General features: G+C 41.9%; 21 protein-coding genes. 20 read left to right on the forward strand and 1 reads right to left on the reverse strand.

Features of this window, described 5'->3' with window-relative positions:
- Positions 1–2 precede the first annotated feature (2 nt).
- The 20 genes from rplN (at position 3) to HPS54_RS01295 (ending at position 11,504) form a co-directional block, all read left to right on the forward strand.
- Entirely contained in the window at positions 3–368 is a 366-nt protein-coding gene (rplN, locus tag HPS54_RS01200) for a 50S ribosomal protein L14 (protein WP_007899763.1), read from the forward strand.
- 21 nt (positions 369–389) lie between these two features.
- Complete coding sequence (gene rplX, locus HPS54_RS01205; protein ID WP_172343667.1) at positions 390–707, forward strand: 50S ribosomal protein L24; 318 nt, start codon at positions 390–392, stop codon at positions 705–707.
- Positions 707–1,261, forward strand: a complete 555-nt coding sequence (gene rplE / locus HPS54_RS01210; protein WP_172343668.1) for a 50S ribosomal protein L5 — start codon at positions 707–709, stop codon at positions 1,259–1,261. The genes rplX and rplE overlap by 1 nt, the downstream gene beginning before the upstream one ends.
- 5 nt (positions 1,262–1,266) lie before the next feature.
- Positions 1,267–1,569: a 30S ribosomal protein S14 gene (gene rpsN / locus HPS54_RS01215; RefSeq protein ID WP_172343669.1), complete on the forward strand. Its 303-nt coding sequence runs from the start codon at positions 1,267–1,269 to the stop codon at positions 1,567–1,569.
- Between the two features lie 109 nt (positions 1,570–1,678).
- Positions 1,679–2,074: a 30S ribosomal protein S8 gene (rpsH, locus tag HPS54_RS01220; protein WP_172343670.1), complete on the forward strand. Its 396-nt coding sequence runs from the start codon at positions 1,679–1,681 to the stop codon at positions 2,072–2,074.
- A 16-nt stretch (positions 2,075–2,090) separates the two neighbouring features.
- Positions 2,091–2,657: a 50S ribosomal protein L6 gene (gene rplF, locus HPS54_RS01225; RefSeq protein WP_172343671.1), complete on the forward strand. Its 567-nt coding sequence runs from the start codon at positions 2,091–2,093 to the stop codon at positions 2,655–2,657.
- A gap of 18 nt (positions 2,658–2,675) precedes the next feature.
- Complete coding sequence (gene rplR, locus HPS54_RS01230) at positions 2,676–3,020, forward strand: 50S ribosomal protein L18 (RefSeq protein ID WP_172343672.1); 345 nt, start codon at positions 2,676–2,678, stop codon at positions 3,018–3,020.
- Positions 3,021–3,026: 6 nt separating this feature from the next.
- Entirely contained in the window at positions 3,027–3,539 is a 513-nt protein-coding gene (gene rpsE / locus HPS54_RS01235) for a 30S ribosomal protein S5 (protein ID WP_172343673.1), read from the forward strand.
- An 11-nt stretch (positions 3,540–3,550) separates the two neighbouring features.
- Positions 3,551–3,727 carry a 50S ribosomal protein L30 gene (gene rpmD, locus HPS54_RS01240; RefSeq protein WP_172343674.1) on the forward strand — a complete coding sequence of 59 codons (177 nt, stop codon included), beginning with the start codon at positions 3,551–3,553 and terminating at the stop codon, positions 3,725–3,727.
- A gap of 30 nt (positions 3,728–3,757) precedes the next feature.
- Positions 3,758–4,204, forward strand: a complete 447-nt coding sequence (gene rplO / locus HPS54_RS01245) for a 50S ribosomal protein L15 (protein ID WP_172343675.1) — start codon at positions 3,758–3,760, stop codon at positions 4,202–4,204.
- Between the two features lie 4 nt (positions 4,205–4,208).
- Positions 4,209–5,552 (forward strand): preprotein translocase subunit SecY, encoded by a 1,344-nt coding sequence (gene secY, locus HPS54_RS01250; RefSeq protein WP_172343676.1) that lies wholly within the window; start codon positions 4,209–4,211, stop codon positions 5,550–5,552.
- A gap of 12 nt (positions 5,553–5,564) precedes the next feature.
- On the forward strand, positions 5,565–6,365 hold the full coding sequence (gene map, locus HPS54_RS01255) for a type I methionyl aminopeptidase (protein WP_172343677.1): 801 nt from the start codon (positions 5,565–5,567) through the stop codon (positions 6,363–6,365).
- 2 nt (positions 6,366–6,367) lie between these two features.
- Positions 6,368–6,586 (forward strand): translation initiation factor IF-1, encoded by a 219-nt coding sequence (infA, locus tag HPS54_RS01260; protein WP_004341775.1) that lies wholly within the window; start codon positions 6,368–6,370, stop codon positions 6,584–6,586.
- A 15-nt stretch (positions 6,587–6,601) separates the two neighbouring features.
- The gene (gene rpmJ, locus HPS54_RS01265; RefSeq protein ID WP_006950529.1) at positions 6,602–6,718 is read left to right on the forward strand and encodes a 50S ribosomal protein L36; all 117 of its coding nucleotides are present in this window, start codon (positions 6,602–6,604) and stop codon (positions 6,716–6,718) included.
- Between the two features lie 81 nt (positions 6,719–6,799).
- Positions 6,800–7,180: a 30S ribosomal protein S13 gene (rpsM, locus tag HPS54_RS01270; RefSeq protein ID WP_094401291.1), complete on the forward strand. Its 381-nt coding sequence runs from the start codon at positions 6,800–6,802 to the stop codon at positions 7,178–7,180.
- Between the two features lie 11 nt (positions 7,181–7,191).
- Positions 7,192–7,578: a 30S ribosomal protein S11 gene (gene rpsK / locus HPS54_RS01275; RefSeq protein ID WP_172343678.1), complete on the forward strand. Its 387-nt coding sequence runs from the start codon at positions 7,192–7,194 to the stop codon at positions 7,576–7,578.
- Between the two features lie 68 nt (positions 7,579–7,646).
- Entirely contained in the window at positions 7,647–8,252 is a 606-nt protein-coding gene (gene rpsD / locus HPS54_RS01280; protein WP_172343679.1) for a 30S ribosomal protein S4, read from the forward strand.
- A gap of 11 nt (positions 8,253–8,263) precedes the next feature.
- Positions 8,264–9,256: a DNA-directed RNA polymerase subunit alpha gene (locus tag HPS54_RS01285; RefSeq protein ID WP_172343680.1), complete on the forward strand. Its 993-nt coding sequence runs from the start codon at positions 8,264–8,266 to the stop codon at positions 9,254–9,256.
- An 87-nt stretch (positions 9,257–9,343) separates the two neighbouring features.
- On the forward strand, positions 9,344–9,835 hold the full coding sequence (gene rplQ / locus HPS54_RS01290; RefSeq protein WP_172343681.1) for a 50S ribosomal protein L17: 492 nt from the start codon (positions 9,344–9,346) through the stop codon (positions 9,833–9,835).
- Positions 9,836–10,364: 529 nt separating this feature from the next.
- Complete coding sequence (locus tag HPS54_RS01295) at positions 10,365–11,504, forward strand: hypothetical protein (protein ID WP_216653010.1); 1,140 nt, start codon at positions 10,365–10,367, stop codon at positions 11,502–11,504.
- 65 nt (positions 11,505–11,569) lie between these two features.
- Here HPS54_RS01295 and HPS54_RS01300 read toward each other — a convergent pair whose 3' ends face one another.
- On the reverse strand, positions 11,570–12,280 hold the full coding sequence (locus HPS54_RS01300) for a YiiX/YebB-like N1pC/P60 family cysteine hydrolase (protein WP_172343682.1): 711 nt from the start codon (positions 12,278–12,280) through the stop codon (positions 11,570–11,572).
- Positions 12,281–12,382 lie beyond the last annotated feature (102 nt).

Raw genomic sequence — 12,382 nt, forward strand, 5'->3', positions numbered from 1 at the left:
TTATGATACAAGCAGAATCAAGACTTACAGTTTGTGATAACAGCGGTGCACGTGAAGCTCTCTGTATTCGTGTATTGGGTGGAACCCGCCGCCGTTATGCAAGTGTTGGTGACGTTATTGTCGTTGCTGTCAAGAACGTTATTCCATCAAGTGATTTGAAAAAGGGTGCAGTATCTAAGGCTTTGATTGTTCGCACAAAAAAAGAAATTCGTCGTGCAGATGGTTCTTATATCCGTTTTGACGATAATGCTTGTGTGTTGTTGAACAATGCAGGAGAACTTCGCGGTAGCCGTATCTTTGGTCCGGTTGCGCGTGAGCTTCGTGCAGTTAACATGAAAGTCGTTTCTTTGGCACCTGAGGTTCTTTAATATTAGTAAAAGTAAAGAGTAATGAGTAAGTTACATATAAGGAAAAACGATACCGTTATTGTTCTTGCCGGCGAGGATAAGGGCAAAAAAGGTAAGGTGCTCAAGGTTTTGGTAGAAGAGCAGCGTGCTATTGTTGAGGGCATTAATATGGTCTCAAAGAGTACAAAACCTTCTGCTAAGAATCCTCAGGGAGGCATCATTAAGCAGGAAGCTCCGATACATATTTCAAATCTTAGCCTTATTGATCCTAAGAGTGGCAAGGCTACTCGTGTCTCTGTAAAGAGAGAGGGTAAGAATGTTGTTCGCATTGCTAAAAAGTCAGGAGAGGAGATTAAATAATGAATACGGCACAGTTAAAGAAACAATATGCTGAGAGTATTGCTCCTGCATTGCAGAAGCAATTTAACTATTCTTCAAAGATGCAGATTCCTGTATTGAAGAAAATAGTTGTAAATCAGGGTTTGGGTGATGCTACACAGGATAAGAAGATTATTGATGTAGCAATAAACGAAATATCTGCAATCACCGGTCAGAAAGCAGTTGCAACGTATTCAAAGAAGGATATCGCAAACTTTAAGCTTCGTAAGAAAATGCCAATCGGTGTAATGGTTACATTGCGTCGTGAGCGTATGTATGAATTCTTAGAGAAGTTGGTTCGTGTAGCTTTGCCTCGTATCCGTGACTTTAAAGGTATTGAGAGCAAGTTTGATGGTCGTGGAAACTATACGCTTGGTATTCAGGAGCAGATCATCTTCCCTGAAATTAACATCGATTCAATAGATCGTATTCAGGGTATGAACATAACGTTTGTTACATCTGCTAATACAGATGAAGAAGGTTATGCTTTGCTTAAGGCATTTGGTCTTCCTTTTAAGAATGTTAAAAACGATTAAGAGATATGGCAAAAGAATCAATGAAAGCTCGCGAAGTTAAGCGTGCGAAACTTGTTGCACGTTATGCAGAAAAGCGTGCAGCATTGAAGAAAGTTATAGCAACGACAGAGGATCCTGTAGAAGCTTATGAGGCTGCACGCAAACTTCAGGCTATTCCTAAGAATGCAAATCCTATACGTCTGCATAATCGTTGCAAGGTAACCGGTCGTCCAAAAGGATATATACGTCAGTTTGGAATTTCACGTATTCAGTTCCGTGAGATGGCTTCAGCTGGACTTATTCCTGGAGTGAAGAAAGCCAGTTGGTAAAAAAGATAAGTGATGAATGATGGCTTCTGGGTTGTCAGTCATCACTGATCTATATCAGAATATTTTAATATTGTCGGGGTAGTCCCGATTAATTAAACATTTATATTTTATGACAGATCCAATAGCAGATTATCTGACGAGGTTGAGAAATGCAATCATGGCTCATCACCGTGTTGTAGAAGTACCGGCTTCAAACTTGAAGAAAGAGATTACAAAAATCCTCTTCGAGAAAGGTTACATCCTTAACTATAAGTTTATAGAGGATGGACCTCAGGGTACAATCAAAGTTGCTTTGAAGTATGATCTTCAAACAAAGACAAGTGCAATCAAGTGCTTGAAGAGAGTGTCTACACCTGGTTTGCGTAAGTATACAGGTTATAAGGACATGCCGAGAGTAATTAACGGACTAGGTATAGCAATTATATCTACATCCAGGGGTGTAATGACGAACAAAGAGGCTGCAGATCTGAAAATTGGTGGCGAAGTTCTTTGTTTTGTATATTAATTGGAGGATTTAGAATATGTCAAGAATAGGAAAATTACCAATTAGCATTCCTGCTGGTGTTACTGTTTCACAAAACGGGGGTATTGTGACCGTGAAAGGTCCGAAAGGTGAACTTTCGCAGAAAATAGATTCTTCTATTATAATGAAAATAGAAGATGGTCATGTTATTTTTGAGATAGATGAGAACAGCCCGGTTAACTGCAAGCAGAAACAGGCATTCCATGGTCTTTATCGTTCACTTGTAAACAATATGGTAGTGGGCGTTAGTGAAGGGTACCAGAAGATACTTGAACTTGTAGGTGTAGGTTACCGTGTGTCAAATCAGGGAAATCTTATAGAATTCTCTTTGGGTTATACTCATCCCATTTTCATCCAATTGCCGTCAGAGGTTAAGGTTGAGACTAAGTCTGAAAGAAATCAAAATCCTGTTATCATATTGGAGTCTTGCGACAAGCAATTGTTAGGTCTTATATGTGCAAAAATTCGTTCTTTCCGTAAACCTGAACCTTATAAAGGAAAGGGTATATTGTTCAAGGGTGAGGTTATTCGCAGAAAGTCTGGTAAGTCAGCATCAGCTAAGTAACTTTAATAATTTACGATTATGACAACAAAGAAAGTAGAAAGACGAATTAAGATAAAATTCAGAATCCGTAAGAACGTAAACGGAACAGCTGAGCGTCCGCGTATGAGCGTATTTCGTAGCAATAAGCAGATCTATGTTCAGATCATAAATGACCAGACGGGTACAACTTTGACTTCAGCTTCTTCTTTGGGTATGGAGACCATGCCTAAGATTGAACAGGCAGCTAAGGTTGGTGAGGTTATTGCAAAGAAAGCTTTGGATGCAGGCATCTCTCAGGTAGTATTTGACCGTAACGGTTATCTGTATCATGGTCGAGTTAAGCAACTTGCTGATGCAGCACGTAAAGGCGGACTTAAATTTTAAACGATTATGGCAATGAATAAAGTTAAAATAAATAGTGACGTTGAATTAAAAGACAGACTGGTTGCTATTAACCGTGTTACAAAAGTAACAAAAGGTGGTCGAACCTTCACTTTTGCTGCCATCGTCGTTGTTGGTGACGGTAATGGCGTTATCGGCTGGGGATTAGGAAAAGCTGGTGAGGTTACTACAGCTATTTCAAAAGGTGTGGAATCTGCAAAGAAGAACCTTGTGAAAGTTCCGGTTCTTAAAGGAACGGTTCCTCATGAGATAGAAGCTTCATTTGGTGGTGCTAAAGTTTTCTTGCGTCCTGCGGCTCCTGGTACCGGACTTGTTGCAGGTGGTGCAATGCGTGCTGTGCTTGAGAGCGTTGGCGTGAAAGACGTTTTGGCAAAGTCAAAGGGTTCTTCTAACCCTCATAACCTTGTAAAGGCTACTATTGAAGCTCTGAGTCAGATGCGTGACGCATATACTGTAGCAAAGGCTCGTGGTATCAGTATGGATAAAGTATTTAGAGGATAAGGAGATATAAAATGGCAACAATAAAAATCAAACAGATTAAAAGTAAGATAGGTGCTCCTATTGATCAGAAGCGTACACTTACAACATTAGGTCTGCGCAAGATCTCTCAAGTTGTAGAACTTGAGGATAATCCTAGTGTCCGTGGTATGATAAGAAAGGTTCATCATTTGGTAACTGTTGTTGAATAATTAATCATCACATTTTAATAGAATCGATTTATGAAACTAAATAATTTAAAGCCAGCTGAAGGCTCTACACATTCACGCCGTCGTATCGGTCGTGGTCCGGGATCAGGACTGGGTGGAACTTCTACACGTGGTCATAAAGGTGCAAAGGCACGTTCTGGTTATAAGAGAAAAATTGGATTTGAGGGTGGTCAGATGCCTTTGCAGCGTCGTGTCCCGAAGTCTGGTTTTAAGAATATCAATCACAAAGAGTATTTTGCAGTAAATATTTCCACATTGCAGAAACTTGCAGAGACAAGAAGTCTTACCAAGATAGGTATTCAGGAGCTTAAGGATGCCGGTCTTACAAACGGTAATGAACTTGTTAAAGTATTGGGTACTGGTGAGCTTACTGTAAAACTCGACGTAGAAGCTAATGCTTTCTCTAAGACTGCTGAAGAGGCAATAAAGGCAGTTGGCGGTAACACAACTATAATCTAAGTAAATGAAAAAGTTTATTGAGACACTGAAGAATTGTTGGCGTATTGAGGATTTGCGTACGCGTATCCTTATCACCATCTTGTTTGTAGCGATCTATCGTTTTGGCTCGTTTGTGGTACTTCCGGGTATCAATCCTGCCATGTTGGAAAAACTACAGTCACAGACTAGCGGTGGTCTTATGTCGCTGTTAGACATGTTCTCCGGTGGTGCATTTTCCAATGCGTCTATCTTTGCATTAGGAATTATGCCTTACATCTCAGCTTCTATTGTCATGCAACTTCTTGCCGTTGCTGTACCTTATTTTCAGAAGATGCAGCGTGAAGGTGAAAGTGGGCGTAAGAAGATAAATTGGTATACGAGGGTTTTGACTGTTGCAATTTTATTGTTTCAGGCGCCCTCATACCTGATGAATCTTAAGATGCAGGCATATGGAGCATTGGCGTCAGGCATAGACTGGTCTGCGTTTATGTTTCTTGCCACAATCATCTTGGCTGCCGGCAGTATGTTTGTACTTTGGTTAGGTGAACGTATTACTGACAAAGGAATAGGAAATGGTATTTCTATCATTATTATGATTGGTATCATAGCCCGTTTGCCACAGGCATTCATTCAAGAGATAACTTCTAGATTCACTGCTATTACAGGTGGTGGCTTGGTTATGTTTATCGTTGAAATTCTCATTCTTTATGCAGTAGTATGTGCAGCAATACTTTTGGTGCAAGGTACTCGTAAGATACCTGTACAATATGCAAAGCGTATTGTTGGTAACAAACAGTATGGCGGTGCGCGTCAGTATGTGCCATTGAAGTTGTTTGCTGCAAATGTGATGCCTATCATTTTTGCACAGGCTCTTATGTTTATACCTCTGACTATTGTGCAGTATTCTGGTAATGCAAATGGAGAATTCCTCCGTTCATTAATGGATCATAGAAGTTTCTTGTATAATTTTATATTTGCTTTTTTGATTATAGCATTTACATATTTTTATACAGCTATAACTCTTAATCCAACTCAGATGGCAGAGGATATGAAGCGTAACAATGGTTTTATTCCCGGTATTAAACCAGGTAAAGATACGGCTGATTATATAGATACAGTTATGTCTCGTATTACCGGTCCCGGATCATTGTTTATCGCTTTCATTGCGATAATGCCTTCTCTTGCCAGTCTGCTGAATGTTCAGGAAGCGTTCTCCCAGTTCTTCGGAGGCACATCTCTTTTGATTCTTGTCGGAGTTGTTATTGATACACTCCAGCAGATAGAGAGTCATTTGCTGATGCGTCATTATGACGGTCTTTTGAATTCAGGTCGTGTCCGTGGAAACAAGAGCGGAGTTTCTGCATATTAGTATTCTTTGTAGATGAAGATATTTCTGAAAACAGAGGATGAGATAGATTTGATGCGTAAGGCAAATCAACTGGTGAGTAAAACATTAGTAGAAGTAGCCAAGCATATAAAACCAGGTGTAACGACTCTCCAACTGGATAAAATTGCGGAAGAATATATTCGAGATAATGGAGCTGTTCCAACATTCAAGAACTATCCCAATCCATTTGGAGAGCCATTTCCGGCAAGTCTCTGTACATCTGTAAATGATGTAGTAGTTCACGGTATTCCGGATGACAAGACAATCTTGAAAGACGGTGATATCATTTCCGTTGATTGCGGTGCATTGCTTGAAGGATTTAACGGCGATTCTTGCTATACGTTTTGTGTAGGTGAGGTTGCTCCTGATACGAGGAATTTGTTGAAAACAACAAAGGAAGCACTTTACAAGGGGATAGAGAACGCTACAGCTGGAAAGCATCTTGGTGATATAGGAAGTTCTATACAAGAACATTGTGAAGAAGAAGGCTATGGTGTAGTGAGAGAACTTACCGGTCATGGTATAGGAAAGTCTATGCATGAGGAACCAAAAGTACCTAATTATGGTCATCGTGGAAACGGTATAATGCTCAAGGCAGGAATGTGTATAGCCATAGAACCAATGATAACTATGGGTGATCGTAAGATATACATGATGCCTGACAGGTGGACAATAAGAACTACAGACGGAAAGCCTGCCGCCCACTTTGAACATACCATTGTGATACGCAGGGGTAGATCTGAAATACTTTCCTCATTTGAAGAAATAGAGCATTTAGAACAAACAAGAAATTAATTATGGCAAAACAGTCCGCGATAGAACAAGATGGTACGATCGTAGAGTCGCTTTCAAATGCGATGTTCCGTGTAGAACTTGAGAATGGAGTACAAATTATAGCGCATATATCTGGTAAGATGAGGATGCACTATATAAAAATTCTGCCGGGTGACAAAGTGAAAGTAGAGATGAGTCCTTACGATCTGACAAAAGGCAGAATAGTATTTAGATACAAATAAAACTATTAGAGAAATATGAAGACAAGAGCATCATTAAAGAAGCGCACACCCGACTGTAAGATAGTTCGTCGTAAAGGTCGTCTGTTCGTGATCAACAAGAAAAACCCTAAGTACAAATTGCGTCAGGGCTAATTTGATTTGGAAATAAGCTTTTGCTTTATTCCGGTTAAAAAGAAAACAAACAATTAATTTTATCAATTTATTTAATTAACAATGGCAATAAGAATTGTTGGAGTAGATTTGCCCCAGAACAAGCGTGGCGAAATCGCATTGACTTATATCTATGGTATAGGTCGAAGTAGTTCAGCAAAGATATTGGACAAGGCTGGCGTTAGCCGTGACTTGAAAGTCAACGAGTGGACTGATGATCAGGCAGCTAAAATCCGTGAAATTATCGGCGCTGAATTCAAAGTTGAAGGTGATCTCCGTTCAGAGATCCAGATGAATATCAAGCGACTGATGGATATTGGTTGCTATCGTGGAGTTAGACATCGTAATGGTCTTCCTGTTCGCGGTCAGAGTACAAAGAATAATGCTCGTACTCGCAAAGGTAAGAAGAAGACTGTTGCTAATAAGAAAAAGGCTACTAAATAATAATTAGAGTTATGGCAAAGAAAACAGTCGCAAAGAAGAGAAATGTAAAGGTTGATGCAATGGGACAACTTCATGTGCACAGCTCTTTCAACAACATTATAGTATCTTTGGCTAATAGCGAGGGACAAATTATCTCTTGGTCTTCAGCAGGAAAGATGGGCTTCCGTGGTTCGAAGAAGAATACTCCTTATGCAGCACAGATGGCAGCAGAAGACTGTGCCAAGGTTGCTTTTGAGTTAGGACTGCGTAAAGTAAAGGCATACGTTAAGGGACCGGGTAACGGACGTGAGTCGGCTATCCGTGCCGTACATGGTGCAGGTATAGAAGTGACAGAAATTGTTGATGTTACTCCGCTGCCGCACAACGGATGTCGTCCTCCGAAGCGTCGTCGTGTATAATAAACTTACAGTCTTTAAGGTCGAAAGACCTTAGAGACTTAACAAGAACATTAAAGATATTTTTAATTATGGCTAAATATATTGGACCGAAATCAAAAATTGCGCGCCGTTTTGGAGAAGCTATCTTCGGCGCAGACAAAGTTTTGTCTAGGAGAAACTTCCCTCCTGGACAGCATGGCAACAACCGTCGCAGAAAGATGTCTGAGTACGGTGTCATGTTGGCAGAGAAGCAGAAAGCTAAATACACTTACGGCGTATTGGAACGTCAGTTCCGCAATATGTTCGAGAAAGCAGCAAAGGCTGACGGCATTACCGGTGAAGTTCTGCTGCAGAATCTCGAGTGCCGTCTTGACAACGTTGTATTCCGTCTTGGTATAGCTCCCACACGTGCGGCTGCACGCCAGTTGGTAGGCCACAAGCATATCGTTGTTGACGGTCAGGTTGTAAACATTCCTTCTTATTCTGTTAAGCCCGGTCAGGTTGTCGGTGTACGTGAGAAGGCAAAGTCTCTTGAAGTTATCGAGGCAGCTTTGGCAGGTTTCAACCACACTAAGTATCCTTGGATAGAGTGGGACAATGCCACAAAGAGTGGAAAACTTCTCCACAAGCCGGAACGTGCAGATATTCCGGAGAATATAAAGGAACAGTTAATCGTTGAGTTGTACTCTAAATAATCATTAAATTAATGGCGATATTAGCATTTCAAAAACCTGATAAAGTTGTAATGCTGGAGGCTAATGACAAATTCGGCAAGTTCGAATTCCGTCCTTTAGAGCCAGGCTTTGGTGTTACTATTGGTAATGCCTTGCGCCGCATACTCCTTTCATCATTAGAGGGCTATGCCATCAACACTATAAAGATTGCAGGTGTTGAGCATGAGTTTTCCTCTGTGCCTGGTGTAAAAGAGGATGTTACCAACATTATCTTGAATTTGAAGCAAGTAAGATTCAAGCAAGTAGTAGAAGAATTCGAGAACGAGAAAGTTAGTGTCACTGTAGAAAATTCAACAGAATTCAAGGCAGGCGACATAGGTAAGTATCTGACTGGATTTGAAGTGTTAAACCCTGATTTGGTGATATGTCATTTAGATGCCAAAGCTTCAATGCAGATAGATTTTACCATAAACAAAGGTCGCGGCTATGTTACGGCCGATGAAAATCGTGAGTTCTGCACTGATGTCAACGTAATTCCAATCGATTCTATTTACACACCTATCCGTAACGTAAAGTATGCTGTTGAGCCATATCGCGTCGAACAGAAGACCGACTATGACAAACTCATACTTGAAGTTACAACCGATGGTTCCATTCACCCGAAGGACGCACTGAAAGAAGCTGCAAAAATCCTTATCTATCACTTCATGCTTTTCTCTGATGAGAAGATTACTTTGGAGAGCAATGATGTTGACGGCAATCAGGAGTTTGATGAAGAAGTGCTGCACATGCGTCAGTTGCTTAAGACACGTCTTGTTGACATGAACCTCAGTGTCCGTGCCCTCAACTGTCTTAAGGCAGCAGATGTCGAGACCCTTGGTGATCTCGTACAGTACAATAAAACAGACCTTCTTAAGTTCCGTAACTTCGGTAAGAAATCGCTTTCAGAGCTTGATGATTTGCTCGAGAGTCTGAATCTTTCGTTTGGAACAGATATTTCAAAGTATAAATTGGATAAGGAATAATAACGGACGGGCAGTCGTGTAATGCCGTTCGATACGAACGAGATATTCACGATTGCTTTTCTGAAATCCATTAAAGTAAAAAACAAAATGAGACACAATAAGAAATTCAATCATTTGAGTCGTACTGCATCTCACCGTAAGGCCATGCTTGCAAATATGGCAATTTCGCTGATTATGCACAAAAGAATCACTACGACTCTTGCTAAGGCCAAAGCCTTGAAGAAGTATGTAGAGCCTCTGATAACACGTTCTAAGAATGACACAACGACCTCACGTCGTGTTGTTTTCCGTTATTTGCAGAACAAATACGCTGTTACCGAGCTGTTTAAAGAAATCTCAGTAAAGGTTGCAGATCGTCCGGGAGGATATACACGTATAATCAAGCTTGGTACCCGTCAGGGAGATGCTGCCGAAATGGCTTTCATCGAGCTTGTTGACTATGATGAGAACATGGCTAAGACTCCGAAGGCTGCTGCCAAGAAGACACGTCGTAGCCGCAAGTCAACGAAGGCTGAGACAACAGAAGCTCCTGTTGCAGAAGAGACTGTTGCTGCAGAAGAGGCTCCTAAGGCTGAATAAGTATCCTCTAAATAGGATAATGATATACGGGGCTGTGTCAAAACCGACACAGTCCCGTTTTTTTAATACGAAGTTAAGAGAGGTTCTGAGAAGTTATGTGGCTTGCGCCACGGAAGATAAAGGCAATAGCAGTATATGAAGCGACAAAACATACGTCTTTTATCTTCCTTTATCTTTCTCATATCTCCCTTTATCTTCTTCCCTCCGCATCTTTTTGATGTATCATCATTGTTTTTTATATATACATTGAAATGTTTTTATGCACCATATATTATGATATTGGCAAAAAAGTATTAACTTTGACTGCCGCCTGTGGATATGTCCGTTGGTTATAAGTATACATGTGTATGCTTTACTTTCGGTGGTTTCACAATAAGGCTATAAATACGATAACCGATAATACATATATGGAGAACAGACAAGTAAAAAACGCACTCTTGTATCAGGATGCAGAGAATGCGGACATTTTGACACCCAGTTGCTTTATTTCACCTGCTCGTCACTTAGTATTGATGACAGAAGATTGTATATGATAAGCGATCGTGACGGACATCCCAACGTGTGGATGCGCGACCTGCATACCGGTGATGAGCGTATGATAACAGCCAATACCGGCGGCATACTTAAAAGCTATGTATATTTTGCCGGCGTGCAAGACAAGGGACTCGGTAAGGCGAGCGTATGCCTCGACCCACACCGCGACATAATATATTTCATACAAGACGACAAGATTTGCAAGGCAGAACCCGACGGCAAGATTACCGTATTGAACATCGTTCCCGACCACCGCATGACAGCCTTTACACATGTCAGTGACGACGGCAAGTTGCTTTGCGTGCCCATGACAGACGGGCGTTGCCTTGACTTCGATCCCGATACCGAAGGCTCCGGACTTGACAAACGTCCCGTATATGATATCGACGGACGCGTGCAGGAGGAAAATCTCAGCAGTTATCTCTGCGTTTATGATACGGCAACGGGCGAGCGGCTCTATGAGAAACGTGTGCCCAAATGCTGGATTACCCACGTGCAGTTTAACCCCGTTAACCCCGATATTATAATGTTCAACCACGAGTGGAGCAGCTTTGACTGTGGCATTCGCCGCATCTGGCTTTACAATCATGCCACCGACGAGGTTACGCGCGTTCGCACCGAGGGCGAAGACACCCTTGGCGATACATGCGGATATCCTCGCCGTGCCGCCGATTGGGTATGCCACGAGATGTGGAGTGACGACGGCAATTTCATAATATACCATGGCGGATATGCCGACGGACCTGCCATGGTTGGACGTTATGAACTGTCCACACACCGATATTGGGAGATAGCCTTGCCCGAAGAGTACAACGCATACGGACATTTCACAATGGATCACAACCAAATACTTTGCTGTGACGGATATTTCAAATTCACGGATGAACAAAAGCCGGTACGGGAAAACAGCACCGACAACGGTCCCGACCCTCACAAGAAAGACGGTGAATACATCTCGCGTGTTGTTCCCGATTGGGATAAAGGAAAGTTAGAATGGATACCGCTGTGCAAGCACAAGAGCGACTGGTTGGGACAGGATGCTCATCCGCATCCCATATACAGTCACAGAGGCGATAAGATATACTTCAATGCCCGTACCGATAAGGATGTTGAAGTGTTCTGTGTAGAGGTGTAAGCATTCTTATTCCGGACTTTATATCAGTTCTGTAGGTGATAGTCGTTTGCCACTTTGGCAGACTGTCACCTCATAATCATCACTATCCTTACATTCTTTCGGCGAGACATCTCCCCCGGATTGGTGCCGGGCTTTCCTTCCGGTACCGGCATACCGTGGCGGGCATAAAAACGTTTCCAATAGTCGGGAATGGTTCCTGTCTCGTCCCGGAATGTCATGGGAACGGTATCAAAGATAAGGTTCTTGTCTTTGTCTACAAAACTCAATTGTACCAGTTCACTGCAATAAATCTCTTTGTTATCGGGCAGATATAGACTGTCGTATCTGCTTCCGATAAAACGTGACACACGGTAAAGAGACACATCGAAGTCGAGATTGCTTGTGACACGTCCCACAGCCACAGGTCGGCAGGTGCTGCCGGATGCTCCACGAACCATAAACGAGTCTATCGGAGTTATACATACTCCACGACCCGGTAATGCTTCTATCACCGACGGCTTGCCACCGAGTCGGGCAAACACACCTACATGGTCTATGTTCATGCCTGCCACACCACGGGTGACATCGGTAATGGCATTTGCCGAGCGTGACGATTGGAACAGCAGATCGCAATCGTGCAGATTGTCCACCGCCATACTCCATGGCACGGTGGCACACCGTATTTCTGCCGTATCACCTTTAATACTGTCAATACGTTCTGAATTTTCAGCCGAAACAGTGTATGTGTTCATGCACAGAGTGAATATAAATACTGTGATTAAACTAATTCTATCCATAACTTCCCGAAAATTGTTGAAACAAAGATAACATTTTATACCGATAAACGGTATGCAATGTCTTAGAAACATCATAAAAAGCGTATCTTTGCATAAGATAAG

The organism is Xylanibacter caecicola (assembly GCF_013166515.1).
Taxonomy (GTDB): domain Bacteria; phylum Bacteroidota; class Bacteroidia; order Bacteroidales; family Bacteroidaceae; genus Prevotella; species Prevotella caecicola.